Origin of the sequence: Sabulicella rubraurantiaca (genome assembly GCF_017355885.1) — a bacterium.
GTDB classification, from domain to species: domain Bacteria; phylum Pseudomonadota; class Alphaproteobacteria; order Acetobacterales; family Acetobacteraceae; genus Roseococcus; species Roseococcus rubraurantiacus.
Window position 1 is genome coordinate 90,319 of record NZ_JAFEUU010000007.1, and the last position, 24,120, is coordinate 114,438.

Below are 24,120 nucleotides of genomic sequence, written 5' to 3' on the forward strand. Positions count from 1 at the left end.
GCTTCTGGAGATTCGGGATGACGGAAGACGACCTCCGGCAGATGATCGGCCGCGTGAAGCGCGGCCATCTGTCGCGGCGTGGCTTCGTGCGGCGCCTTGCCGCCTTTGGCTTCACCGCGCCCATGGCGACGCAGCTTCTGGCGATCGCGGGCGCGGCCCCGGCGGCGGCGCAGGGCACTTCCAGCTACCGTCCCACGCGGCGTGGCGGCGGCGGGCAGCTGAAGATCCTCTACTGGCAGGCTGCCACCCTGCTGAACCCGCAATTCGCGGTCGGCACCACCAACCAGGATGCCAGCCGCACCTTCTACGAGCCGCTGGCCGGCTGGGCGGCGGATGGCACGCTGCATCCCATCCTCGCGGCCGAGATCCCGTCGGTCGAGAATGGCAGCCTCGCCGAGGACGGGCGCTCCGTCACCTGGAAGCTGAAGCGCGGCGTGAAGTGGCACGACGGCCAGGATTTCAGCGCCGACGACGTGGTGTTCACCTGGGAATACAACCGCAATCCGGCCGTCGCCGCCGTCAGCTCCGGCTCCTACCGCGACATCAACGTGGTGAAGGTGGACGACCACACGGTGCGGGTGGAGTTCGAGAAGCCCACGCCCTTCTGGGCCGATGCCTTCGTCGCCTCGCGCGGGACCATTATCCCCCGCCACCTGTTCCGCGACTATGCCGGCGCCAATTCGCGTGATGCGCCGACCAATCTGCGGCCCGTGGGCACCGGACCCTACCGCTTCGTCAGCTTCGCCCCTGGTGACCTGCTGCGCGGCGAGCTGAACCCGAATTACCACATGGACAACCGCCCGTATTTCGACAGCTTCGAGATCAAGGGCGGCGGCGACGCCGTCTCGGCGGCTCGCGCCGTGCTGCAGACCGGCGATTTCGACTATGCCTGGAACCTCCAGGTGGAGGATGAGATCCTGAAGCGGCTGGAAGCCGCCAATCGCGGCCGGGTGAACATCGTCGAAGGCGGCAACATCGAGTTCATCCAGCTCAACGTCACCAACCCGCATGAGGAAGTGGACGGGGAGCGTTCCTCCATCAAGACGACGCACCCCGCTTTCTCCGACCCGGCGGTGCGGCAGGCCATGGCGCTGCTGGTCGACAAGAACTCCATCCAGCAATTCATCTACGGCCGCGGTGGGCCGGCCACCGCCAACTTCCTGAACAACCCGCCCCGCTTCCGCTCGCCCAACATGCGGTCCGAGTTCAGCATCCAGAAGGCCAATGAATTGCTCGACGGCGCCGGCTGGATGAGGGGGCGCGACGGCATCCGCGCCAAGAACAATGTGCGGCTGCGCTTCGTCTTCCAGACCTCGGTGAACGCGCCGCGCCAGCGCACCCAGGCCATCATCAAGCAGGCGGCGCAGCGCGCGGGGATCGACCTGGAGCTGAAGTCGGTGACGTCGTCGGTGTTCTTCTCGTCGGACGTGGCCAATCCGGACACCTACACGAAGTTCTACGCCGACATGCAGATGTACACGACGACGATGACCCAGGCGGATCCGCAGCTCTTCATGAACCAGTACGTGTCGTGGGAGGTCGCGAACCGGCAGAACTCTTGGCAGGGCCGCAACATCGTCCGCTGGCGCAACGACGAGTACGACGCCGCCTATCGCGAGGCGGAGGCGGAGCTGGACCCGGTGAAGCGTGCGGCGCTGTTCATCCGGATGAACGACCTGATCTGCGGCAGCAACCATGTCATCCCGCTGATCAGCCGCCCTCTGGTCAGCGCCAGCCTCAACAACCTTCGCCCCGTCCTGAGCGCCTGGGACAACACGACGTGGCTGCTGGGCGACTGGTTCCGCGAGACCTGATGCCAACCGCGTGACCCAATACCTCATCAGACGCCTGTTGATCGCGATCCCGAGCCTGCTCGGGATCAGCGTGGTCCTGTTCACCGTGCTCGCCCTCGCGCCGGGCGACCCGTTCGAGGAGCTGGCGACCAACCCCGCCATTCCGCCCGAGGTGCGCGCGAATCTTCGCGCCAGCCTCGGGCTCGATGACCCGATCTGGCAGCGCTACTTCAACTGGCTCTTCGCCATGCTGCGTGGCGAATGGGGCTACTCCTTCGTGTCGCGCATCGACGTGGACCAGCTGATCCTCCAGCGCCTGCCGGTCACGCTGGTGGTGATTGGCGCTTCGCAGATCGTAGCGCTCGCCATCGCGCTGCCGGTGGGCGTCTATGCCGCCACGCGGCCCTATTCGATCTTCGACCAGATCGCCAACACGCTGGCCTTCATCGGCTTCTCGCTGCCCACCTTCTTCACCGGGCTGCTCTTCATCCTGTTCTTCTCGGTCTATCTGGAATGGCTGCCCTTCGTGTACCGCACCGACCTTTCGGAGACTGGCTGGCGATGGTGGTGGGAGCAGCTTCGCCAATCCATCATGCCGGTCATGGTGCTGGGGCTGTTCCAGGGTGCCGCCTGGACGCGTTTCGTCCGCTCCGCCGTGCTGGACGTGATACGGCTGGACCACGTCACCACCGCGCGGGCCAAGGGCCTGCCCGAAAGCCGCATCACCCTGCGGCATGTGGTCCGCAACGCGCTGATCCCGGTGGTGACGCTGGTGGCGCTGCAGATGCCCATCGTCTTCGGCGGCGCCATCGTCACCGAGCAGATCTTCCGTGTGCCCGGCATCGGCTCGCTGCTGATCAGCGCGATCCTGTCCAACGACACGCCGGTGATCATGGCTGTGACCTTCGTCTTCGCGTGCCTAGTGATCTTCTTCAACCTTCTCGCGGACATCCTGTATGGCTGGCTCGATCCCCGTATCAGCTACCGCTAGCCCCGCCGCGCCCCGGAAGCGGGTGACGCCGTGGCAGGAAGCGTGGCGCCGCTTCCGCAAGCACCGCCTGGCCGTGGTCAGCGCGCTGATCCTCGTCATGCTCGTCCTCGCCGTGCTGGTCGGGCCCTTCGTCTGGACCGTGCCGATCGACGAGATCGACTTCACGGCACGGCTCCAGGGACCGTCCTGGGAGCATCCGCTGGGCACGGATGATCTGGGCCAGGACATCCTGGCGCGGGTGCTCTATGGCGGGCGCATCTCGCTTGCGGTCGGCTTCGCGGCGATGGCGGTGGCGGTGATCGTCGGCACCTTTGTCGGCGCGGTGGCGGGCATGGCGGGCGGACGGCTCGATGCCGCGCTGATGTGGCTGACCGACCTGTTCCTCTCCCTGCCGGAACTGCCGCTGCTGCTGCTCATCATCTACCTGTTCCGCGACGCGTTGACCGGCCTCGTGGGGCCGGAGCTGGGGGTGTTCATCCTGATCGTCATCGTCATCGGCGGGTTCCGCTGGATGCCGGTGGCGCGCCTTGTCCGCGCGCAGTTCTTCTCGCTGCGGGAGAAGGAGTTCGTGGAGGCAGCGCGGGCGCTGGGCGCGTCGCGCTCGCGCCTCGTGCTCCGGCACATCCTGCCCAATGCGCTGGGGCCGGTGATCGTCGCCGCGACCATCGACGTCGCGGCCGCGATCATCGCGGAATCCACCCTGTCCTTCCTGGGCCTCGGCTTCCCGCCCGACATTCCGACCTGGGGGCGCATCCTGTTCGATGCGAAGGACAATCTCGACTTCGCGCCGCATTGGGCCATCTTTCCCGGCCTCGCCATCTTCCTCACCGTGCTGTCCATCAACTTCGTCGGCGACGGGCTGCGCGACGCACTGGACCCGAGGCGCGTGAAGTGACGTCACCCCGCCTGCTGGAGATCGAGGGACTCAAGGTCCATTTCCGCACCGATGACGGCATGGTCCGCGCGGTGGACGGGGTGAGCATCGGCGTGGACCGGGGCGAGACCGTCTCGGTCGTGGGAGAGTCCGGCTGCGGCAAGACCGTCACGGCGATGACGGTGCTGAAGCTGATCGCGATGCCGCCCGGCCGCATCGTGGAGGGGAGCATCCTGTGGCAGGGGGGGGACATCGTCCCCATGGGGCCGGATCAGATGCGCTCCATCCGCTCCAAGGAGATCGGCTTCATATTCCAGGAGCCGATGACCTCCCTGAACCCGGTCTACACCGTGGGCGAGCAGATCGCCGAGACGGTGCGCCAGCACGAGGGCCTCTCCCGCAAGGCGGCGCTGGACCGCGCGGCGGAGATGCTGCGCCTCGTGCAGATTCCCAACCCGTCGCGCCGCGTCCATGACTATCCGCACCAGTTCTCCGGCGGGATGCGCCAGCGCGTGATGATCGCCATGGCGCTGTCCTGCAACCCGAAGCTGCTGATCGCCGACGAGCCGACCACGGCGCTCGACGTCACCATCCAGGCGCAGATCCTCGACCTCCTGAACGAGACGAAGGAAAGGCTGGGGATGGCGGTGCTGCTCATCACCCACGCCATGGGGGTGGTGGCGGAGACCGCGCAGCGCGTCGTCGTGATGTATGCCGGAAAGGTGGTGGAGGAGGCGCCGGTGGAGGCGCTGTTCGAACGGCCGCTGCACCCCTACACCCAGGGCCTCATTCGCTCCATCCCGCGCCTCGACCTCGCGGCGACGGAGCATCATCGTCTGGAAGCCATTCCCGGCACGGTGCCTAGCCTGCTCCACCCGCCGCATGGCTGCCGCTTCGCGGCGCGCTGCCGCCACGCCATCCCCGAATGCACCGCCGGGGAACCGGCGCTGCGCGAGATCCGGCCCGGCCACAAGGCCCGCTGCATCCGGGCGGAGGAGTTCCTGTGACCCAGCCCCTCTTGCGCGTGGACAAACTGGTGAAGCGTTTCGCGGTGAAGGGCGGCATCCTGCGCCGCACGGTGGGCGAGGTGCATGCAGTCAGCGGGGTCTCCTTCGATCTCGCCCCCGGCGAGACGCTTGGCCTCGTCGGCGAGTCCGGCTGCGGCAAGTCCACCACCGGGCGGCTGATCCTCCGACTGATCGAGCCTACCTCCGGTCAGGTCTGGTTCGAGGGCAGGGAGGTCACGGCGCTCGACCACGCGCAGATGACCGCGCTGCGGCGCGACATGCAGATCATCTTCCAGGACCCCTTCGCCTCGCTCAATCCGCGCATGACGGTGCGCGACATCATCGGCGAGGCTCTGATCATCCATGGGCTGGCGAAGAACGCACGCGAGCGCGAGGACCGCGTGGCGGAGCTGCTGGAGACCGTCGGGCTGAACGCGGACCAGATGCGCCGCTTCCCGCATGAATTCAGCGGCGGGCAGCGCCAGCGCATCGGCATTGCCCGCGCCCTCGCCGTCTCGCCCAAGCTGGTGATCTGCGACGAGCCGGTTTCCGCGCTGGACGTGTCCATCCAGGCTCAGGTGGTGAACCTGCTGGAGGATCTGCAGGACAAGTTCGGCCTCACCTACCTGTTCATCGCGCATGACCTCTCGGTGGTCGAGCACATCAGCGACCGGGTGGCCGTGATGTATCTCGGCCGCATCGTGGAGATCGCCTCTTCGCGCGAACTCTACTCCAACCCGCTGCATCCCTACACGGAGGCGCTGCTTTCGGCCGTGCCCATCCCGGACCCGAAGGTGCGGCGCGAGCGCATCCGCCTGAAGGGCGACGTGCCGAGCCCGCTCAGCCCGCCCTCGGGCTGCGTCTTCCACACGCGCTGCCCCATCGCCAACACCACCACCTGCCGGACGGTGGTGCCTCCGCTCGAGGAGAAGCGGCCCGGGCATTGGGCCGCGTGCCACCTGCGCGACTAGAGGTGGACGGAGATACGCTGGAACTTCTCGCGCCATTCCTCCGGGATGGGCGCGGGGCGGCCGGTGGCGCGGTCCACGTAGACATGGGTGAAATGCCCCTCCGCCGCCGCTTCCTCCGCCGCGTCGAAGGCGGCGACGTCGTATCGGACGGAAGAACTGCCAAGCCGCGCGACGCGCAGCCCGATCCGCACCGTCATCGGATAGGCGAGGGGGCGGCGGTAGCGGCATCCCGTCTCCACCACCAGCCCGACCAGCGGGCTGCGCGCGATGTCGAGGATGCCGTTCTCGACCAGCCACATGTTCACCGCCGTGTCGAAGAAGCTGTAATAGGCGACGTTGTTGATGTGGCTGAAGGCGTCGTTGTCGGCCCAGCGCGTGGTAATCGGCACCAGCACCGGGAATTCGCCATCGCGCAGCGGGTTGGATCGCACCTCCCTCATCACGCGGCGACCTGGAGGCGCGACAGGTCGAAGCCCTCGCGCCGCGCGACGGCCTCGGCGGCGGCGAAGTCGGCGGGCGCCATCCGGGCCTGGCGCGACAGGAACCAGAGCGAGTTGCGGTCCGGCGTGCCGACCACCGCCCAGCGGTAATCCGGGTCCAGCCCGATCACCCAGTAATCGCCATAGAAGGGGCCGAAGAAGGAAACCCGCAACCGCGCATTGTTCGATCCCTCCACCGCATAGGCGGTGCCGCGAACCTCGCGCCGCGGGCGGCCTTCGACAAGGGCGTTCGCGCAGGAATTCAGCACGTCCAGCTTGCCGTCGAGACGGGGCGTGTAAGTGGCGGTGGTTTCCTCGCAGCGCAGACGGGCGCTGTCCTGGAAGCTTTGCGGGAAGCGCGCCGCCTCGTGCCAGGTGCCGGCATAGCGCTGGAGGTCCACGCCTGCGACCGTGCGCGGCGTGGAAGCGTCGGGCTGCGGCACCGCGCAGGCGGCGAGCGCCAGCAGCGAGAGGAGAGAGAGCGGCTTCACGGGATGGCGTCCTCCGGCCAATGGGTGGTCACGTGGTCATGGATGCCGCCCGCCGTGGTGATCCACACCTCGTCCCGGCGCGCCGCGATCTCGGCCAGAACGCGGCGCAGCGCGCGAAGTCGGTAGGGCTGGCCGACAATGTAGGGGTGCAGGGCGATGCCCATGACCTGCGGGATGCCGTCCGCCACCTGCCGCAGCCTTTCGCGGAAATCCTGCGACACCAGTTCCGCGAAGTGCCGGGCCCCGTCCTTGCGCGCGACGATGGCGGGGATGTCGTTCGCCTCCTGCGGGTAGGGGATGGACAGGATGCGGCCCGCGCGGGTGCGCTTCCACACTGGCTGATCGTCGTGGCACCAGTTCAGCGAGTAGAGATACCCGGCCTCCTGCAGCAGGTCCGGCGTGACGCGGCTCTCGGCGATCCAGGGGGAAAGCCAGCCGCGCGGCGCCGCCCCCTCCTGCCGGGCCAACTCCTCGGTACAGGCGCGGATCAGCGCGGCCTCCTCGGCCTCGGGCAGGGTGGACTGGCGCTCGCTGTTGGTGCGGCCATGGCCGGCGATCTCGTCGCCCCGGGCGCGGTGGGCGGCCACCACTTCGGGCGCGTGATGATACATGGACGTGTTCAGCAGCACGGTGCAGGGCAGGGACAGCTCGTCCAGCAGGTCGAGCAGGCGCCACGCGCCCACGCGGTTGCCGTAGTCGCGCCAAGCATAATTCAGCACGTCCGGCTGCGGCCCGCCCGGTGCCAGCTCCGCCCCCAGCCCCTCGCCGAAGGAAAAGTGTTCCAGATTGACGCCGAGATACACGGCCAGCTTCGCCCCGCCCGGCCAGGAACCCTGCGGGCGGCCCCGCCAGGGTCGGTAGGGGAAGCGGCCATGGGTCGGAAGCATCGGGGGCGAATCCAGGCGGGGAAGAGGAACAGGAGGCCGCAGCGCGCCGCGGGTCGCAAGAGCGCGGGCCCCGGGCTACAAGGCGCGCGATGGAGTCGCCCGCAGACAGCAGAGCGGCCCGGGCCTGGCTGATGCGGCAGGTGCGCGGGCGGATCGCCGCCCTTGCCCTTCCCGTCGGACTTGGCCTTTCCGCCACGCTCTGCGCCGTGGCCGCCACCTTCCTCGCCGCGCGGATGCTGGCTGCCGTGCTGGGCCTTGCCCTTGGCGGGGGCTGGGGCGACCTGGCCCTTGCCGCGCTGCTGGCGCTGCTCTCCGCGGGCCTCGCCCTGGCGGGGGAGGAGACTCAGCTTCGTGCCGGCGAGGCGATCCGCGCCCGGCTGCGCGGCGAGGGCTTCGCCCGCCTCCTGGCCCTTGGCCCTGCCGACCGGCGCGGCGTGGGCGAGAAGGCGGTGCTGCTGGTGGACCGGATCGAGGCGCTGGACGGATTCTTCGCCCGCTGGCTGCCCGCCGCCACGCTGGCGGTGCTGGCGCCCGCGCTGGTCCTGCTGGCCGTCGCGTCCTTCGACGGGCGCAGCGCCCTGATCCTGCTAGTGGCCGGGCTGCTGGTGCCTGTCTCCATGGCGCTGGCCGGGGTTGGTGCGGCGCGGGAAAGCCGCCGGCAGATGGAGGCGCTGGGCCGCCTCGGCGGCCGCTTCCTGGACCGGCTGCGCGGCCTCGCCACGCTGGTGCAGTTCAACCAGGCAGAGGCGGAGGCGCAGGCGCTGGGCCGCGCCGCCGAGGAGTTCCGCACCCGCACGCTGCGGGTGCTGTGCGTCGCCTTTCTCTCCACGGCGGGGATGGAGCTGCTGGCCGCCCTCTCCATCGCAACCCTCGCGTGGCGCCACGGTGCGCTGCTCGGTGCTGGGCATCCCGACCCGGTGGCGGGGCTCTTCTGCATCCTCGCCGTCCCGGCCTTCTTTCAGCCGCTGCGCGCCTTCTCCCAGGCCTATCACGAGGCAATGGCGGCGCGCGGCGCGGCGGGTGACCTCCAGGCCCTGCTGGAGGCGCCGCACCGGCCCGGCCTGGTGCTCGACACCGTGCCGCGGCGCGTCGCCCTGGCCTTCACCGAGGTGACGTGGCGCCCGGACCCCGAGCGGCCGCCCGCCCTCGACCGCCTGACCTTCGCCGTCGCGCCAGGGGAGACGCTGCTGCTGGTCGGCCCCTCCGGCGCCGGCAAGAGTTCGGTGCTGCGGCTGCTGATGGGGTTCGGCCGGCCGGACGCCGGGCGCATCGCCATCAACGGCCAGGACGCGCTTCGCCTCGACCCGGCGGAGCTGCGGCGCATGACGGCCTATATGGGCCAGCGCGCCCATCTCTTCGCCGGCACGATCCGCGAGAACATCGCCCTGGCGCGGCCCGATGCCACCCCCGCCCAGGTGGAGCGCGCGGCCGAGGCGGCGCGGGTCCTCACCTTCACGCGCGATCTGCCGGAGGGGATGGACACGCGCGTGGGGGAGGGCGGCTTCGGGCTTTCGGGCGGACAGGCACAGCGCGTCGCCCTGGCCCGCGCCTTCCTGCGTGACGCGCCGCTGGTGCTGCTGGACGAGCCGACGGCCCATCTCGACCCGGCAAACGAGGCGGCGCTTCTGGAAGGGCTCTCACGCCTCGTGGCTGGGCGCACCGCCATCGTCGCCACCCATTCACCCATCCTGCGCGGCTTGTCGCCGCGCGTGCTGGATCTCGGGGCGCTCGCGCGTGTGGGCTGACCTCGCCCGCGTCCTGCGCCTCTGGGCGCCGCGCCGCGCCGCTCTGGCGGGCGCGCTGCTGGTCGCCATGGCCTCGGCGATGTCGGGCCTCGCCATCCTGGCACTGGCAGGGCAGGGGGTGGCGGCGGGGCTGGCGGGGGCGGGAGCCGTGGCGCTGCTGGCCCTGCGCCCCCTCGTGCTGCTGCGCCCGGCGCTGCGCTGGCTGGAGCGCTATGCCAGCCATGCCGCGGCCTTCCGTGCCCTGGCGGATACGCGGGTTTGGTTCTTCCGTCGCCTGGCCGAGCGCATGCCGGGCGGCATCGGCCATCGCGGGGGCGGCGACCTGCTGGGCCGCCTGATCGGCGACGTGGATGCGCTGGACCGACTCTACTTGGCTGGGCTGGTGCCCGGCGCGGCGGCGCTGGCCGCCGTCCTGGCCATCGCGGCGCTGCTGGGCGCGGCGCCGGGGCTGCTGGCCCTGGTGGCCCTGCCGCTGGTCGTGGCGCTGCTGCTGCCGCCACTCCTCGCCCCCGGCGCGGCCCGTGCCGCCGCCGAGACCGCCGAGGCGCGGGGCGCGTTGCGCGCGGCTGCCACGGACCCGCTGGCCGGGATGGAGGACCTCCTCGCCGCCGGGGCGGAGGAACGCGCCCGGGCAAAGCTGGAAGAGGCCGACCGCCGGATGATGGCCGCGCAGCGCCGCCTCGCGCGGCGCGGGGCGTTGGCGGGGGCGCTGGGAATGCTCCTGGGCCAGGCAGCGCTGCTGGGCGCGCTGAGCTGGGGGCTGGCGGGCGGCGCACCGCCTCTCGCGTTGCTGGCGGTGCTGCTCGCCGCTGCCTGCGCCGAGCCCCTGTCCCTGCTGCCGCGCGCCGGTGCCGCGCTGGCGTTCGCCGGGGCCGGGGCGCGGCGCCTCTTCGAGGCGGCGGACACCCCGCCTCCTGTCACAACGCCTGCTGGCCCGGCGCCGGAGCCGGAGGACGCCACGCTGGCGCTGGAGGCTGTGGAATTCGCCTGGGCGCCAGGACGCCCGGTCCTGCGCGGTGCCTCCTTCGTGCTGCGGCCCGGCGAGCGGGTGGCGATCCTGGGGCCATCGGGATCGGGCAAGTCCTCCCTCGCCGCGCTGCTGCAAAGGCTGCGCGACCCCGATGCCGGGCGCATCACCCTGGGCGGCGTGGAGCTCGCCCTGCTGCCGCCGGAGGAGGTGCGCCGGCGCATCACCGTCCTGTCGCAGCACGCGCGCATCTTCGACGACACGGTGGCCGCCAATCTCCGCATCGCCGCGCCGGAAGCACCGGATGCCGCGCTGTGGCGGGCGCTGGCCAAGGCGGGGCTGGCGCGCAAGGTGGAGGGTCTGCCCGAAGGGCTGGAGACGCGCTGCGGCGAGGGCGGCACCCTGCTCTCCGGGGGCGAGGCACGGCGCCTCGCCCTGGCGCGCGCCCTCCTGCCCGCCGCGCCCATCCTGGTGCTGGATGAGCCGACCGCGGGGCTGGATGCGGAAACCGAGCGTGCCTTCCTGCAGACCTTGGCCATCGCGACGGAAGGGCGCAGCCTGCTTTTGCTCACCCACCGCCTGACGGGGGTTGAGCAACTGCATCGCGCCTACAGATGGGTGGAGGGAGTGCTGCTGGAGGCCCCGGCATGAAGTTCCAAGACCCGCAAGTGACCGCAAAGGGCGAGCGCCGCGCCGCCGTGCCGCTCTTCGGCCTGCGGACGCTCTGGGCGAATACCGGCACGCTCTGCAACATCACCTGCGCGCATTGCTACATCGAAAGCAGCCCGCGCAACGATCGCCTGGCTTATCTGACGCTGGATGACCTTCGCGCGGCGCTGGACGCCACGGCGGGCGAACCGCTGGAGGAGGTGGGCTTCACCGGCGGCGAGCCTTTCCTGAACCGCGAGCTCGTCCCCATGCTGCGCCTCGTGCTGGGGCGCGGGTTGCGCGCCATCGTGCTCACCAATGCGATGAAGCCGATGCACAACCATGCCGAGGCGCTGCTTTCCCTTCGCGGCGAGGCGGGGCTGACCCTGCGCGTGAGCCTCGACCACCCGGACCCCGAGGTGCATGACGCGGAGCGCGGCGCGGGCTCCTTCGCCGCGACGCTGGAAGGGCTGCGCTGGCTCGCCGCCCATGGCTTCCACCTGCACGTCGCCGGGCGCGCCGGCTTCACCCCGGAGCCCGAAGCGGCGCTGCGCCAGCGCTTTGCGACACTCTTCGAGGAGAACGGCATCCCGGTGAACGCCGCCGACCCCGTCTCGCTGATGCTCTTCCCCGAGATGGACGAGGCGGCGGAGGTGCCGGAGATCACGGAGGCTTGCTGGGGCATCCTCGGCAAGTCGCCGGAAAGCGTGATGTGCGCCTCCTCCCGCATGTTGGTGCGGCGGCGCGGCGCGGAATCCGCAAGCTGGGTCGCCTGCACCCTGCTGCCCTATGACCCGCGCTTCGACCTCGGTACGGATTTCAAGGCGGCATCGCGCGCCGTCGCCCTCAACCATCCCCACTGTGCCAAGTTTTGCGTGCTGGGGGGCGCGGCCTGCTCGCGTTGAACGCCCTCCCGAACTGCACCGGAGAGAGATTGATGCGTCGCGCCTTTCTGCTTGCCCTTCCTGCCCTCGCCGCCGCCTGCGCGTCCGTCGAGGATGAGCCGACGCGCGTGGTGTTCTTTACCACGGACAGCGCCGCGCTGGACGGCCCCGCAAGGGAGGTAGTGGCCGGTGCCGCGCGCCGCGCTGCGCGCTTCCCGAACAGCCGCGTGCGCATCCTGGGCTACGCGGGCCAGGCCGGCGAGCCGGAGGCGAACCGGGTGCTGGCGCGCGAGCGCGCCGAGGCGGTGGCGGCCGCGCTGCGCGAGGCCGGAGTTGCGCCAGGCCGCATCAGCGTCGCCTCCCGCGGCCCGGTCAGCTACGAGCTGGCTCCGGTGGAGAGCCGCCGCGTCGAGATCCACTTCGAGGGCTAAAGCGACCCTCCTTCCCACCCTCGCACGACTGGCCGGCGAGGGCGCGGCGCGGTAGACCCCCGGCGGTCATGCCGCGCGACACCGCGATCCGGTCCCCCGAGGAGGTCCTGCACGAGGTCTTCGGCCATGGCGGCTTTCGCGGCCGCCAGGCCGAGGTGGTGAATCACGTCGTCGCGGGCGGGTCGGGCCTCGTGCTCATGCCCACCGGCGGCGGCAAGTCGCTCTGCTTCCAGGTGCCGGCGCTGTGCCGCCCCGGCCTTGCCATCGTCGTCTCGCCCCTGATCGCGCTGATGGAGGATCAGGTGGCGGCGCTGCGCCAGCAGGGCGTGGCCGCCGCGGCGCTTCATTCCGAACTGGAGGAGGAGGAGCGCCGCGCCGTGTGGCGGGACATCCTCTCCGGCCAGCTCAAGCTGCTCTACGTCAGCCCGGAGCGGCTTTCCATGGAGGGGATGCTGGAGCGGCTGGCCTCGCGCTCCCTCGCGCTCTTCGCGATCGACGAGGCGCATTGCATCAGCCAATGGGGTCATCACTTCCGCCCGGAATACCGCGCGCTGACCCTGCTGCATGGGCGCTTTCCCGAGGTGCCGCGCATCGCGCTGACCGCCACGGCGGATGGGCGCACGGTGGAGGATATTCGCCGCCTGCTGGACCTGCAGGACGCGCCCGTTTTCCGCTCCTCCTTCGACCGTCCGAACATCCACCTCGCCGCCGCGCCGCGCGAGTCCGAGCGGCAGCAGCTGCGCGCCTTCCTGCGCCGCGTGGACGGGACGGGCATTGTGTATTGCGGCACGCGCAACAAAGCGGAGCAGACGGCCGAGTGGCTCCGCAACGACGGGCACGACGCGCTCGCCTTCCACGCCGGCATGGACACGGCGGCGAAGCGGGAGGCGCATCGCCGCTTCGCGCGGGGAGAGGAGGTGATCATGTGCGCCACCATCGCCTTCGGTATGGGCATCGACCGTCCGGACGTGCGCTTCGTCGCCCACCTCGCCCTGCCGCAGGGGCCTGAGGGCTGGTACCAGGAGATCGGCCGCGCCGGGCGCGACGGGCTGCCGGCCAGGGCGCTGCTGCTCTACGGCGCGGGCGACATCGCCCTGTCGCGCCACCGCATCGCCGAAAGCCCGGCCGGCGCCGAGCAGAAGCGCATCGAGCGCGCCCGGCTGGACGCGATGGTCGCCATCGCGGAATCCGCCACCTGCCGCCGCCGCACCCTGCTGCGCTGCTTCGGCGAGGAGCTGGAGAAGGATTGCGGCGCCTGCGACGTGTGCATGAACCCGCCGCGCCTCGTGGATGCGACGGTGGCGGCGCAGAAGCTGATCTCGGCCGCCGTGCGCACCGGCTCGCGCTTCGGGCTGGGGCATCTGGTGGACGTGCTGCGCGGGCGCATGACCGACAAGATCGCGCAGTTCGGCCATGACCGCCTCCCAACCTTCGGCAAGGGCAAGGACGTGGCGGAGGGCGCCTGGAAGGACATTGCCCGGCAGCTGGTGGCCGAAGGCGCGCTGGACGTGGCGGTGGAGAATTTCGGCGAGCTCGTCCCGACCGAGGCGGCGCGCCCCCTGCTGCGCGGGGAACGCGCCTTCCTGCTGCGCGAAAGCAGCTTCCAGCCCCGCGCCGCCCGCGAGGATCGCGTCGCGCCCCCCTCGGACGATCCGGTCTTTGGCGCTCTGCGCGAATGGCGGAAGGAGGAGGCACGCAAGCAGCAGGTGCCCGCCTATGTCATCTTCCACGACCAGACCCTGGCGGAGATCGCGTCCCGCCACCCGCGATCCCTCGACGAGCTGCGCGAGGTGCCGGGGGTGGGCGAGAGCAAGCTGAACCGCTACGGCGCGGCGGTGCTGTCCGTGCTGGAATCCGTGCCTGCGTAGAGCCGACCGTCCCGCACCTCCCAGCGCCGCGTGTGGAACTCGGCCACGCCGGGGCGGTGCGCGATGGAGACGAGGGTGAGGCCGGGCAGGCGCTCGAGCAGCAATTCGTAGAGGCGTCGTTCCATGGTCGGGTCCAGGCTGGCCGTCGCCTCATCCAGGAACAGCCAGTCGGGACGGTTCAGCAGCGCCCGCGCAAGGGCGAGGCGCTGCTGCTCCCCGCCCGAGAGCCGCGCGCCCCAGGCATCCTCCTCGTCGAGACGCGGCAGGAGATGGGCAAGGCCGGCCAGCTCCATGGCCTCGCGGATGACCATCTCGCTGCAGGAATCCGGGGCGGAGGGGTAGCACACGGCGCGGCGCAGCGTGCCGAGGGGCAGGTAGGGGCGCTGCGGCAGGAACATCGCCCGCGCCGCTTCGGGCACCTCCACCCGCCCCGAACCGAAAGGCCAGATCCCGGCGATGGCACGGAAAAGGGTGGATTTGCCGGAGCCGGAGGGGCCGGTGACCAGCACCCGCTCCCCAGGGCGGATCTCCGCGTGGTCCGCCCGCAACAGCGCGCGCCCATCGGGCAGGGCGATGGATACGCCGTCCAGGCGCAACGTGTCGCCCGGCGTGGCGGTAGCCTTCACCCCCTCGCCGGCGCGGGCCCGCGCCTCCTCGAGCGCTTGGCGGAAGCCTGTGAGCCGCGTCACCGTGGCGCGCCACTCGGTCAGGGCGGCGTAGTTGTCCACGATCCAGGACAGCGCGCCCTGCACCTCGTTGAAGGCGCTGGCGGTCTGGGTCAGCCCGCCCAGCGGGATGCGGCCGGCGAAGAAGGCCGGGGCGGCGACCACGAAGGGAAAGACGATGGCGACCTGGGTGTAGCCGGCGGTGAAGAACGTCAGGCGCTTGGTGGCGACCATCAGATCCCACCAATTCTGCATCACCGCGGCGAAGCGGCCCATCAGCCCGGCTCGCTCCTCCGCCTCGCCGCGATGCAGGGCAATGCCCTCGCTGCCATCGCGGAACCGCACCAAGGCGTAGCGGAAATCCGCCTCCACGCGCTGCTGCCGGAAGTTCAGCCGCGCCAGCGGCCTGCCGATGAGGTGTGCGAGCCAAGTGCCGAGCCCCGCATAGAGGATCGCCACCCAGACGAGGTAGCCGGGGATCGTCACCCCCAACACGGTCACGCTGTCCGACAGCGACCACAGCACGAAGAGGAAGGAGAGCAGTGTCACGACCGAGCGCATGAGGCCGAGCCCCAGCGTCAGCGTCATGTCCACGAAGAGCTTGGCATCCTCCGACACGCGCTGATCCGGGTTGTCGGCCTCGCCTGCTTCCAGCGAGAGGCGGTAATGCGCCCGCTCCGCCAGCCAGTGATCCAGCATCCCCTCGGTCAGCCAGCGCCGCCAGCGGATCTGCAGGGCTTGGCGGAGATAGAGCGCATAGACGGCGACGAAGATGTAGATCGCGGCGATCCAGGCGAAGCCCGGCATGGTGCCGCTATCCGTCTCTGCCCAGGTGAAGAGCAGGGCGGTGAAGCGCTCGGCATCGCGCGCCTCCAGCGAGTTGAAGAACTCGCGGTTCCAGAAGGACAGGAGCACGGACATCGCCACCAGGGCGAGGTTCAGCCCCACCACGACCAGCAGCAGGGTCCAGGCCTTGCCCTTCTCCGGCGAGCGCCAGAAGGGCAGGACCAGCGTGGCCGCGTCGCGCAGCGTGGCCCGCCAGGTCACGCGGCGTCCCGGAGGTAGGCTTCGAGCAGCGCGGCCGCCTCGTCCTTCCCGGCCTCGCGCAGGGCCGCCAGGACGGGGGCGGCGCGCATGCGATCGCGGGGGCCAACCAGCCCGGCCAGGGCCATCACCCCAGCCTCGCCCGCGCCAGGCATGGCGAGGCGCTCCAGCCGCAGCACCACGTCGCTGGGTGCGAGGCGGCAGGCCTGCTCCATCAGCGGGGCGGCAGCCGGATGTCCTTCGGCGGCGAGGCGGCGTGCCAGGGCAGCGAAGGGCGCAGCGCCATTCGCGGCCACGAGGTCGCCGGGCGGGGCCGGGTAGCGCGGCGCCACCATGATCTCCATCGCGACGGAGAGAGCCTCGCGCAGCGCGGGCAGTTCCGCCTGCCGCCAGGCGCGGGCGATGCGTGCATGGCTGCGCCAGGCTTGGTGCCGGGTCATGCCGCGCAGCATGCCTCCCGCCGCAGCGCGGTAGTGATAGAGCGCCTCGGGGAGGCAGAGGATCTCCTCGCCGCGCAGCGCGGCGCGAAGCAGGAACTCCCAATCCTCGAAGGCTGCGCGCTCGGTGGTGAATCCGCCCAGAGAGTCGAACAGATCGCGGCGGACGAGGAAGCCCGCATCGCCGAAGCAGTTCTGCAGGAAGCCGAGTTCGGCCGGCCCGCCGAGGGGGATCCAGTCATTCGGCTCGGCGGGGTGGTGGGCGGGGCCGCGCCCTTCGCCGGAGAAGACGTGGATCTGGCAGGTGAGGATGCCTGCCCCCGAGGCCTGGGCGGCGCGCACGTAGTGCTCCACCATCCACGGATAGGCGATGTTGTCGTCATCCATGAACAGCACGTAGCGGCCCGTCGCATGGGCGACTCCGGTGTTGCGCGCGGCCCCGAGGTAGCGGTTCGCCTCGTGCCGGACGAGGCGCCAGCCGCGCGCGGCGAGGCGCGGCTCGATCGCGCGGAGGAAGCGCTGGGCGGCCGGGTCCGGGCTGCAATCGTCCACGACCACGACCTCGAGATTCGGCCAGGTCTGGGCTTCCAGGCTCGCCAGCGCCTCGGCCAGCAGCACCGGGCGATTGTAGGTGCAGAGCACGACGGAAACGAGCGGCGCGTCGGCAGGCGGCGCGGGCAGGGGAGCGAGGGCGGCGGCCTCGTGCTGCATGGCGCGCCACGCCTCGCGCGTCTCGGCGAAAGACAGGGCGGGGCGCACCGGAGCGGCGCCGCTTTCGAGCAAGGCGGCGAGGCGCGTGGCTAGGCCTTCCTCGTCGCGGCGATACAGGGCGAGGGGACGGTCCTCCTCCAGTACCAGTTCCGGGATGCCGCCAACCTCGGGCGCCAGGAAGGGCGTGCCGGCGGCGAGGCATTCCAGCACCGTGTAGGGCGAGTTCTCCGTTACGGAGGCGATGACGGCGATGCGCCCCGGCTCGGTCAGGAAGGCGCGCGCCCCCGCCACGTCCAGCTCGTTCCGCACCTCCCAGGGGAAGGGCCAGCTTCGCGCGGCACGCGCGATAAAGGAAAGCGCATCCTCGCCGCCCGCTTCACCCACCTTGCCAAGGAAGGCGACGCGCTCCGGCGCCCGCCCTTCGCGCACGAGGCGCGTGATGGCGGCGCAGAACAGGTCGAGCCCCTTTCGCTCCTCCAGCCGGCCGAAGAAGACCGGCTCGCGCACGGTGCGGTGCCTCGGGCGGCCGGTCGCAAATTGGGCCGGAAGCAGGTTGGGGTGGACGCGGGTCCGCGCCGGCAACCGCCAGCCCTCCTTCGCCACCCATTCCACCAGGTAGCGGCTGGGCGAGAAGACAAGGTCGGCGAGTTCGGCCGAGCGGCGCTCCATGAAGGAGATCGCGGCCGCCTCGGGCGTCGCGGCGAAGTCGTGGCTGTTGCGGCGATGCCAGGCGGTGGGCGAGTGCAGCTGGCAGACCAGCGCGGTCCGGTGCAGCCCCAGCCCGGCGCGGCGCGCCGCTGCCGCGAAGAAGCCGATGCCGCGCCATTCGTGGTAGTGCACCACGTCGAAGTCGCGCGCCATCAGCCAGTGTGCGGCGGCCAGGGATTGCCGGGCTTCATCCCCCTCGTGGTGCAGTGATTCGAGACGGATGCCGCGCGCGGCGTAATCCTCGATCCAGGCGGAGAGGGGCTGCGTCTCCGTGAATCCGGAAGGGTAGAGGATCGTGACTTCGTGCCCCGCCTCGGCAAGTTCCTCGGCGAGGGCGGTGAAGGCGGTGCCGATGCCGCCATTGCGGATCGGCCCGGCGAGGTCGTGGGTGAGGAGGCAGATCTTCACGCGATGCGCTCCGCGACGATGACGAGGGAGCGCCCATCCCAGATCGGGCGCGCGGACCGCATGGCGAAGCCACCGGCGCGGAGGAGGCGGTGGAGCCCGGCCTTGTCGGTGAAGCTCCACCAGGCCTGCCCGCCCAGCCCAGCCTCGCGAGCCTCGGCGAGGCTGAAGCCGTGCGGGAAGCGGCGATACTGGTCCAGCGTGACGCCGGCCTCGGCCCAGAACTCCGCCATCGCAGCGGATTGCGCGGGGGTCATGCCCGTGGCGTGCCAGAGCGCGCCCGAGACGTAGCCGGCACGGCGCAGCGCCCCTTCCGCGCGGATGACGGGGGTTTCCAGCACGATATGCCGGGCGCCGGTCGCGGCCAGGGAGCGCAGCCGCGCCGCCGGGTCCGGCCAGTGGATCAGCTGGCTTCCATCCACCACGAGGTCCGGCCAGCCCGCTATCTCGCGCAGGTCGGGATGGTCATGGGGAGCACGCAGCCACCAGGGGCGGGGCGCATCGCAATCCAGGCTGCCGCCTAGGGCGGGTATGTGCGCGGCGCGGCCCTCGGCGAGGATGCGGTCCGCCTGCTCCACCAGTTCCAGGCGGCGCGCTTCCTTCATCAGCACCTCGTCCGCCTCGGATGGGACCCAGGGCTGCGCGACATGGGCGCTCCGCGCGCCGGCCTGCCGGCACAGCAGCACGCCGCGCGCGACGCGGCGGAGATCGTTCCAGGCGAAGACCACGCTGCGCCGCCAGCACAGGCCAAGCGCGGCGGCGAGCAGTGCATCATCCTGCACCGGGTCGGGCAGGGCGCGTGGTGGGGAGGGGAGTGCGGGGAAGGGAACGGGTGGGGCCGCCTCCTGCCAGGGAGGGGATGCCAGGTCCTCTTCGCTTCTGTCCCGCCGGAACAGTCCCTTCAGCCTCATTCGGCGGCGACCCCCATCAATCACAGGCGGCGGAACCTAGCTGCAACATCCCCTGTCGGTAAGGGGAGCGCGCCCGCTACCGAACCGCGACCTCCAGCGCCTCGAGCCAGCGTGCGGCGCGGGCCCGATTCACGCCGAAATCGGACCAGCCGAGCAGGCTGCGCGAGAGGAGGAGGAGCCCCGACCCCTCGGGGAGAGGCACGGCCTCGGCCCAGATGAGGTCGGGAAAGTTCATCCATCGGGACCGCTCGACCCATTGCGCCTGGCGCCGCTCCGGCCAGGCGCCCATGCGGTGGCAGCGCGGGAACCCTTCCACCAGGGCCAGAAGCGTCTCGAAAAGCCGCTCCGCCGGCACCGGATAAGGCGGCGAGGTGAGATGCGCGCGTGCGGCCAGCGCGTGGCCCGCCGGGGCCGCGAGGGCCACGTTGGGCGAGCGGGGCAGGGCGAGGCTGCCGAAGTCGAGCGGGGCTGGCGGTGGCAGGCCTTCCGCGCCGCGTCCCAGCAGGGCGGAAACCAGGCTCACCGCGCGATCCGCAGGCGGATCACGCCGTGCATCGCTTCGGGCGCGATGGGCTTGCCCTTGCGCAGGATTTCCATCTGCCCCTCCGTCGCGAGCGCCGCCGCCTCGCGCCGGACACGGTGCATCAGGGGGCGCCAGGAATCCGGCGCCAAGGCTCGCGCCACCTCCGAAGGGCAGATGGAGCGATCCGCGCCGCGCTCGCCCGCGAGGCGCAGGATCTCGGCCCGGATGGCCTCGGGAGTGGGGTTGCCGACCATCGCGCCTTTGTGCGGGCGGGGGCGCCCCCTTGTCCAGCGGGGCAAGCCCGCCTATCCGGCCCGCGTCAGACCAGGAGCCGACGCCATGCCTGCCATTGCCGACATCATCGCCCGCGAGGTCCTCGACAGCCGCGGCAACCCGACCGTGGAAGCGGAGGTGGTGCTGGATGACGGCTCCCGCGGCCGGGCCATGGTCCCCTCGGGCGCCAGCACCGGCGCGCACGAGGCGGTGGAGCTTCGCGACGGCGACAAGTCGCGCTTCGGCGGCAAGGGCGTGCAGAAGGCCGTCGCCAACATCGAAGGCGAGATCTTCGACGCGATCGGCGGCATGGACGCCGCCGAGCAGGTGAAGATCGACGGAATCATGCTGGAGCTGGACGGTACGCCCAACAAGGCGCGGCTCGGCGCCAACGCCACGCTGGCCGTCTCGCTCGCCGTCGCCAAGGCGGCGGCCGAGGCGCATGGACTGCCGCTCTACCGCTATGTCGGCGGCGCCTTCGCCCGCACCCTGCCAGTGCCGATGATGAACATCATCAATGGCGGCAAGCACGCCGACAACCCGATCGACATCCAGGAATTCATGGTGATGCCGGTCGCCGCCGGGACCATCGCCGACGCCACCCGCATCGGCGCCGAGATCTTCGCGGCGCTGAAGAAGGCGCTGCACGACGCCCACCACAACACCAACGTCGGCGATGAGGGCGGCTTCGCCCCCAACCTGAAGAGCGCGGACGAGGCGCTGGCCTTCATCGCCAAGGCCTGTGAGAGCGCCGGGCACCGGCTAGGCGAGGACGTGATGCTCGCCCTCGACTGCGCCTCCACCGAGTTCTTCCACGGCGGCAAGTACGCGATGGAGGGCGAGGGCAAGACCCTCGATTCGGCCGGGATGGTGGACTATCTCGCCGCGCTTTGCGCCAAGTGGCCGATCATCTCCATCGAGGATGGCTGCGCCGAGGATGACTGGAATGGGTGGAAGCTGCTGACCGACCGTCTGGGCGCCAAGGTCCAGCTAGTGGGCGACGATCTCTTTGTCACCAACCCCGAGCGCCTGCGCCAGGGCATCGAGAAGGCGACGGCCAACTCCATCCTCGTGAAGGTGAACCAGATCGGCACGCTCACCGAGACGCTGGAAGCGGTCGAGACGGCGCACAAGGCGAGCTACACCGCCGTGATGTCCCATCGTTCGGGCGAGACGGAGGACGCGACCATCGCCGACCTCGCCGTCGCGACGAATTGCGGACAGATCAAGACCGGCTCTCTGTCCCGCTCGGACCGGCTGGCCAAGTACAACCAGCTGATCCGCATCGAGCAGGATCTCGGCCCCGCCGCGCGCTATGCCGGGCGGACCATCCTGAAGCGCTGAGCCGCGCGGCACGGGGTGCCGCCAGTGCGGGCGGCACTCCGGCATGACTACGTGAAATCCGGCGATCGGCGCTGCCGATCGCGCTGGACAGCGCCCGCCTTGCATGAGAATCTGCACTCGCCGCGCCGGGGGGCTGCGGCATGGGGGTTGGGGGAGATTTTCATGCAGCGGGTGAAGCGGGCGCTGGGCCGTGCCGTGCGGCTTCTGGCTGCGCCGGTTGTGCTGTCGGCGCTGACTGCATTCTTCCTCTGGCACGCCTCGCACGGGGAACGCGGATTGATCGCGCGTGAGGCACGGGTCATCGAGATCGCCGAGGCGCGCCTTGAACTGGCCCGCGCGACCGAAGAGCGCGAGGCGGCGGAGCGGCGCGTGAATGCCCTGCGGGGCGACATGATCGACCAGGACCAGCTGGAGGAGCGGGCGCGGGCGCTGCTGAACCTCACCCAGCGCGACGAGATCGTGATCCCTTACCTGCCGGGACAGCGGGTTTTCTGAGCGGCGCAAGGCTCTCAAACAGGCTTAACCATAATCGAGTTAAATCTCTTTTTGCGTTGCAAAACCTGGGTTTCGCGCGATGGCGCGCTTGCGGCTCGCTCCTGTCGGCCTTAAGTCGGAAGGACAAGCCCAGGAGGAAGCGCATGTCCACCGAGCCCGCCACGAAGCGACGCGGCAAGGCCGCGAAGGAGCCGGCGATGGGCCGGGACAAGCTCCTCGCGGCCTATCGAGACATGCTGCTGATCCGCCGCTTCGAGGAGAAGGCTGGTCAGCTCTACGGCATGGGGCTCATTGGCGGGTTCTGCCACCTCTATATCGGCCAGGAGGCCGTGGTGGTGGGCATGCAGCTGGCCCTCAAGGAGGGCGACCAGGTTATCACCTCCTATCGCGACCACGGACACATGCTCGCCACGGGCATGGAGGCGCGCGGCGTGATGGCCGAGCTGACCGGTCGGATCGGTGGCTACTCCAAGGGCAAGGGCGGGAGCATGCACATGTTCTCGCGCGAGAAGGGGTTCTTCGGCGGCCACGGCATCGTGGGCGCGCAGGTCGCACTCGGCGCCGGACTGTCCTTTGCCAACATGTACCGGGGCAACGACAACGTTGCCCTGACCTATTTCGGCGAGGGCGCGTCGAATCAGGGCCAGGTTTATGAGAGCTTCAACCTAGCCGCGCTGCTGAAGCTGCCCTGCATCTTCATCATCGAGAACAACAAGTACGGCATGGGCACGAGCGTGGAGCGCGCCTCCGCCTCCAAGGACCTGTCCAGGAACGGCTCGCCCTGGGGCATCCCGGGCGAGCAAGTGGACGGCATGAACGTCCAGACCGTGCACGAGGCGGCGCAGCGCGCCGTGGCGCATTGCCGCGCCGGCAACGGCCCGTACCTGCTGGAGATGAAGACCTACCGCTATCGCGGCCACTCCATGTCCGACCCGGCGAAGTACCGCACCCGCGACGAGGTGCAGCGCATGCGCGAGCAGCACGACTGCCTGGAGATGGCGCGCAACGACCTCCTCGCCATGGGCGTCACGGAAGGCGACCTCAAGGCGATCGACGACGAGGTGAAGGCGATCGTGCAGGACAGCGCCGATTTCGCGCAGCAAAGCCCAGAGCCGCCGGAGAGCGAGCTGTGGACCGACGTGGTGATCGAGGAGGCGCGCTGAGATGGGTGCTGAGATCCTGATGCCCGCCCTTTCGCCCACCATGACCGAGGGCAAGCTGGCACGCTGGTTGAAGAAGGAAGGCGAGACGGTGAAGAGCGGCGACGTGATCGCCGAGATCGAGACCGACAAGGCCACCATGGAGGTCGAGGCGGTGGATGAGGGGACCATCACCCGCATCCTCGTCCCCGAGGGGACTGAGAACGTCTCGGTCAATTCCGTGATCGCGGAGCTGGACGGCGGTAAGGGCGGCGGCGCGGCCGCGCCTTCCCCCGCCGCCTCCGGCGACAAGGTGCCCGAGCAGCGCGAGAAGGCGGCGCCCCTGCCGCAGGCGGAGGACCACGAGGCCCGCGCCAAGAAGGACGAGCATCCCTTCGCCGCCACGGCCGCCACCCCCTCCGCCAAGCCGGAGCGCGATTGGGGGGCGACGCAGAAGATCACGGTGCGCGAGGCGCTTCGCGATGCTATGGCAGCCGAGATGCGCCGTGACGCGGACGTGTTTCTGATCGGCGAGGAGGTCGCGCAGTACCAGGGCGCCTACAAGGTGTCGCAGGGCCTGCTGGACGAGTTCGGTCCGAAGCGCGTGCTCGACATGCCCATCACCGAGCACGGTTTCACCGGCATGGCGGTGGGCGCGGCCTTCACCGGGTTGAAGCCGATTGTCGAGTTCATGACCTTCAACTTCTCGATGCAGGCCATCGACCACATCATCAACTCGGCGGCCAAGACGCTCTACATGTCCGGCGGCCAGCTGGGCTGCCCCATTACCTTTCGCGGGCCGAACGGCGCTGCCTCCCGCGTCGCAGCGCAGCACTCGCAGTGCTACGCCTCCTGGTACGCGCACTGCCCCGGCCTCAAGGTCGTCGCGCCCTGGAGCGCGGCCGACGCCAAGGGCCTGCTGCGCGCCGCCATCCGCGATCCGAACCCCGTGATCGTGCTGGAGAACGAGATCCTCTACGGCCAGAGCTTCGAGTGCCCGACCGACGAGGATTTCATCCTCGAAATCGGCAAGGCGAAGATCGAGAGGCCGGGGACCGACGTCACCATCGTCGCCTTCTCCATCATGGTCGGCATGGCGATGCAGGCGGCGGAGAAGCTGGCCGAGCAGGGCATCAGCGCCGAGGTCATCAACCTCCGCTCGCTCCGCCCGCTCGACACCGAGACCATCGTGAACAGCGTGCGGAAGACCAACCGCCTCGTCACGGTGGAGGAGGGCTGGCCCTTTGCCGGCATCGGGGCCGAGGTCGCGATGCAGATCATGGAGCACGCCTTCGACCATCTCGACGCGCCGCCGGTGCGCGTCGCCGGGCTCGACATCCCGATGCCCTACGCCGCCAACCTCGAGAAGCTGGCCCTGCCGCGGCTCGAGCAGGTGGTGGAAGCTGCCCGCAACGTGACCTACCGCTGA

22 protein-coding genes are annotated in these 24,120 nt (G+C 70.5%); 14 read left to right on the forward strand and 8 right to left on the reverse strand.

Annotation, left to right across the window (positions count from 1 at the left end):
- The first annotated feature begins 17 nt into the window (after positions 1 to 17).
- Genes JTJ31_RS14110 through JTJ31_RS14130 form a run of 5 tightly spaced genes read left to right on the forward strand, consistent with a single transcriptional unit; the run spans position 18 to position 5,636 of the window.
- The gene (locus JTJ31_RS14110) at positions 18 to 1,814 is read left to right on the forward strand and encodes a peptide ABC transporter substrate-binding protein (RefSeq protein ID WP_207539357.1); all 1,797 of its coding nucleotides are present in this window, start codon (positions 18 to 20) and stop codon (positions 1,812 to 1,814) included.
- Between the two features lie 10 nt (positions 1,815 to 1,824).
- Complete coding sequence (locus tag JTJ31_RS25210) at positions 1,825 to 2,784, forward strand: ABC transporter permease (RefSeq protein ID WP_207539358.1); 960 nt, start codon at positions 1,825 to 1,827, stop codon at positions 2,782 to 2,784.
- A gap of 22 nt (positions 2,785 to 2,806) precedes the next feature.
- Entirely contained in the window at positions 2,807 to 3,679 is an 873-nt protein-coding gene (locus JTJ31_RS14120) for an ABC transporter permease (RefSeq protein WP_328805745.1), read from the forward strand.
- Positions 3,676 to 4,665 (forward strand): ABC transporter ATP-binding protein, encoded by a 990-nt coding sequence (locus JTJ31_RS14125; protein WP_457852411.1) that lies wholly within the window; start codon positions 3,676 to 3,678, stop codon positions 4,663 to 4,665. The genes JTJ31_RS14120 and JTJ31_RS14125 overlap by 4 nt, the downstream gene beginning before the upstream one ends.
- On the forward strand, positions 4,662 to 5,636 hold the full coding sequence (locus JTJ31_RS14130; protein WP_328805746.1) for an ABC transporter ATP-binding protein: 975 nt from the start codon (positions 4,662 to 4,664) through the stop codon (positions 5,634 to 5,636). Before JTJ31_RS14125 ends, JTJ31_RS14130 begins: the two co-directional genes overlap by 4 nt.
- Here JTJ31_RS14130 and JTJ31_RS14135 read toward each other — a convergent pair.
- Genes JTJ31_RS14135 through JTJ31_RS14145 form a run of 3 tightly spaced genes read right to left on the reverse strand, consistent with a single transcriptional unit; the run spans position 5,633 to position 7,493 of the window.
- Positions 5,633 to 6,076 (reverse strand): acyl-CoA thioesterase, encoded by a 444-nt coding sequence (locus JTJ31_RS14135; RefSeq protein ID WP_207539361.1) that lies wholly within the window; start codon positions 6,074 to 6,076, stop codon positions 5,633 to 5,635. The genes JTJ31_RS14130 and JTJ31_RS14135 overlap by 4 nt on opposite strands.
- Positions 6,076 to 6,606 carry a lipocalin family protein gene (locus JTJ31_RS14140; RefSeq protein WP_207539362.1) on the reverse strand — a complete coding sequence of 177 codons (531 nt, stop codon included), beginning with the start codon at positions 6,604 to 6,606 and terminating at the stop codon, positions 6,076 to 6,078. The genes JTJ31_RS14135 and JTJ31_RS14140 overlap by 1 nt, the downstream gene beginning before the upstream one ends.
- Positions 6,603 to 7,493: a polysaccharide deacetylase family protein gene (locus JTJ31_RS14145; protein WP_207539363.1), complete on the reverse strand. Its 891-nt coding sequence runs from the start codon at positions 7,491 to 7,493 to the stop codon at positions 6,603 to 6,605. The genes JTJ31_RS14140 and JTJ31_RS14145 overlap by 4 nt, the downstream gene beginning before the upstream one ends.
- An 89-nt stretch (positions 7,494 to 7,582) precedes the next feature.
- Between JTJ31_RS14145 and cydD the strand changes: the two genes are divergently transcribed.
- The 5 genes from cydD (at position 7,583) to recQ (ending at position 14,036) form a co-directional block, all read left to right on the forward strand.
- On the forward strand, positions 7,583 to 9,238 hold the full coding sequence (gene cydD, locus JTJ31_RS14150) for a thiol reductant ABC exporter subunit CydD (RefSeq protein ID WP_207539364.1): 1,656 nt from the start codon (positions 7,583 to 7,585) through the stop codon (positions 9,236 to 9,238).
- Positions 9,228 to 10,856 carry a thiol reductant ABC exporter subunit CydC gene (cydC, locus tag JTJ31_RS14155; RefSeq protein ID WP_207539365.1) on the forward strand — a complete coding sequence of 543 codons (1,629 nt, stop codon included), beginning with the start codon at positions 9,228 to 9,230 and terminating at the stop codon, positions 10,854 to 10,856. Before cydD ends, cydC begins: the two co-directional genes overlap by 11 nt.
- Positions 10,853 to 11,758, forward strand: coding sequence for a radical SAM protein (locus tag JTJ31_RS14160; protein WP_236020203.1), 906 nt, complete (start codon positions 10,853 to 10,855; stop codon positions 11,756 to 11,758). Before cydC ends, JTJ31_RS14160 begins: the two co-directional genes overlap by 4 nt.
- Before the next feature lie 32 nt (positions 11,759 to 11,790).
- Complete coding sequence (locus tag JTJ31_RS14165; protein WP_207539367.1) at positions 11,791 to 12,168, forward strand: OmpA family protein; 378 nt, start codon at positions 11,791 to 11,793, stop codon at positions 12,166 to 12,168.
- A 68-nt stretch (positions 12,169 to 12,236) separates the two neighbouring features.
- Entirely contained in the window at positions 12,237 to 14,036 is a 1,800-nt protein-coding gene (recQ, locus tag JTJ31_RS14170; RefSeq protein WP_207539368.1) for a DNA helicase RecQ, read from the forward strand.
- Here recQ and JTJ31_RS14175 read toward each other — a convergent pair.
- The 5 genes from JTJ31_RS14175 to JTJ31_RS14195 form a co-directional block, all read right to left on the reverse strand.
- Positions 13,991 to 15,748 (reverse strand): ABC transporter ATP-binding protein/permease, encoded by a 1,758-nt coding sequence (locus tag JTJ31_RS14175; protein WP_207539369.1) that lies wholly within the window; start codon positions 15,746 to 15,748, stop codon positions 13,991 to 13,993. The two genes, recQ and JTJ31_RS14175, sit on opposite strands and share 46 nt — an antisense overlap.
- Positions 15,745 to 18,009, reverse strand: coding sequence for a glycosyltransferase (locus tag JTJ31_RS14180; RefSeq protein ID WP_207539370.1), 2,265 nt, complete (start codon positions 18,007 to 18,009; stop codon positions 15,745 to 15,747). Before JTJ31_RS14180 ends, JTJ31_RS14175 begins: the two co-directional genes overlap by 4 nt.
- Positions 18,006 to 18,917, reverse strand: a complete 912-nt coding sequence (locus JTJ31_RS14185; RefSeq protein ID WP_207539371.1) for a hypothetical protein — start codon at positions 18,915 to 18,917, stop codon at positions 18,006 to 18,008. Before JTJ31_RS14185 ends, JTJ31_RS14180 begins: the two co-directional genes overlap by 4 nt.
- 76 nt (positions 18,918 to 18,993) lie before the next feature.
- Positions 18,994 to 19,440: a DUF1499 domain-containing protein gene (locus JTJ31_RS14190; protein ID WP_207539372.1), complete on the reverse strand. Its 447-nt coding sequence runs from the start codon at positions 19,438 to 19,440 to the stop codon at positions 18,994 to 18,996.
- Positions 19,437 to 19,694, reverse strand: coding sequence for a DUF3253 domain-containing protein (locus tag JTJ31_RS14195; RefSeq protein WP_207539373.1), 258 nt, complete (start codon positions 19,692 to 19,694; stop codon positions 19,437 to 19,439). The genes JTJ31_RS14190 and JTJ31_RS14195 overlap by 4 nt, the downstream gene beginning before the upstream one ends.
- Positions 19,695 to 19,779: 85 nt before the next feature.
- Between JTJ31_RS14195 and eno the strand changes: the two genes are divergently transcribed.
- The 4 genes from eno (at position 19,780) to JTJ31_RS14215 (ending at position 24,120) form a co-directional block, all read left to right on the forward strand.
- Positions 19,780 to 21,057 (forward strand): phosphopyruvate hydratase, encoded by a 1,278-nt coding sequence (eno, locus tag JTJ31_RS14200; protein ID WP_207539374.1) that lies wholly within the window; start codon positions 19,780 to 19,782, stop codon positions 21,055 to 21,057.
- A 162-nt stretch (positions 21,058 to 21,219) separates the two neighbouring features.
- Positions 21,220 to 21,552, forward strand: a complete 333-nt coding sequence (locus tag JTJ31_RS14205) for an FtsB family cell division protein (RefSeq protein WP_207539375.1) — start codon at positions 21,220 to 21,222, stop codon at positions 21,550 to 21,552.
- Positions 21,553 to 21,749: 197 nt separating this feature from the next.
- The gene (pdhA, locus tag JTJ31_RS14210) at positions 21,750 to 22,715 is read left to right on the forward strand and encodes a pyruvate dehydrogenase (acetyl-transferring) E1 component subunit alpha (protein WP_207539486.1); all 966 of its coding nucleotides are present in this window, start codon (positions 21,750 to 21,752) and stop codon (positions 22,713 to 22,715) included.
- Position 22,716: 1 nt separating this feature from the next.
- The gene (locus JTJ31_RS14215; protein ID WP_207539376.1) at positions 22,717 to 24,120 is read left to right on the forward strand and encodes a pyruvate dehydrogenase complex E1 component subunit beta; all 1,404 of its coding nucleotides are present in this window, start codon (positions 22,717 to 22,719) and stop codon (positions 24,118 to 24,120) included.

Excerpts from the sequence above, each read along its gene's own strand:
- JTJ31_RS14110 (WP_207539357.1), top strand. The coding sequence starts at position 18 with ATGACGGAAGACGACCTCCGGCAGATGATCGGCCGCGTGAAGCGCGGC.
- JTJ31_RS14185 (WP_207539371.1), bottom strand. The coding sequence starts at position 18,917 with ATGAGGCTGAAGGGACTGTTCCGGCGGGACAGAAGCGAAGAGGACCTG.
- pdhA (WP_207539486.1), top strand. The coding sequence starts at position 21,750 with ATGGGCCGGGACAAGCTCCTCGCGGCCTATCGAGACATGCTGCTGATC.
- JTJ31_RS14145 (WP_207539363.1), bottom strand. The coding sequence starts at position 7,493 with ATGCTTCCGACCCATGGCCGCTTCCCCTACCGACCCTGGCGGGGCCGC.
- JTJ31_RS14160 (WP_236020203.1), top strand. The coding sequence starts at position 10,853 with ATGAAGTTCCAAGACCCGCAAGTGACCGCAAAGGGCGAGCGCCGCGCC.
- eno (WP_207539374.1), top strand. The coding sequence starts at position 19,780 with ATGCCTGCCATTGCCGACATCATCGCCCGCGAGGTCCTCGACAGCCGC.
- recQ (WP_207539368.1), top strand. The coding sequence starts at position 12,237 with ATGCCGCGCGACACCGCGATCCGGTCCCCCGAGGAGGTCCTGCACGAG.
- cydD (WP_207539364.1), top strand. The coding sequence starts at position 7,583 with ATGGAGTCGCCCGCAGACAGCAGAGCGGCCCGGGCCTGGCTGATGCGG.
- JTJ31_RS14215 (WP_207539376.1), top strand. The coding sequence starts at position 22,717 with ATGGGTGCTGAGATCCTGATGCCCGCCCTTTCGCCCACCATGACCGAG.
- JTJ31_RS14205 (WP_207539375.1), top strand. The coding sequence starts at position 21,220 with ATGCAGCGGGTGAAGCGGGCGCTGGGCCGTGCCGTGCGGCTTCTGGCT.
- JTJ31_RS14135 (WP_207539361.1), bottom strand. The coding sequence starts at position 6,076 with ATGAGGGAGGTGCGATCCAACCCGCTGCGCGATGGCGAATTCCCGGTG.
- JTJ31_RS14165 (WP_207539367.1), top strand. The coding sequence starts at position 11,791 with ATGCGTCGCGCCTTTCTGCTTGCCCTTCCTGCCCTCGCCGCCGCCTGC.
- JTJ31_RS14195 (WP_207539373.1), bottom strand. The coding sequence starts at position 19,694 with ATGGTCGGCAACCCCACTCCCGAGGCCATCCGGGCCGAGATCCTGCGC.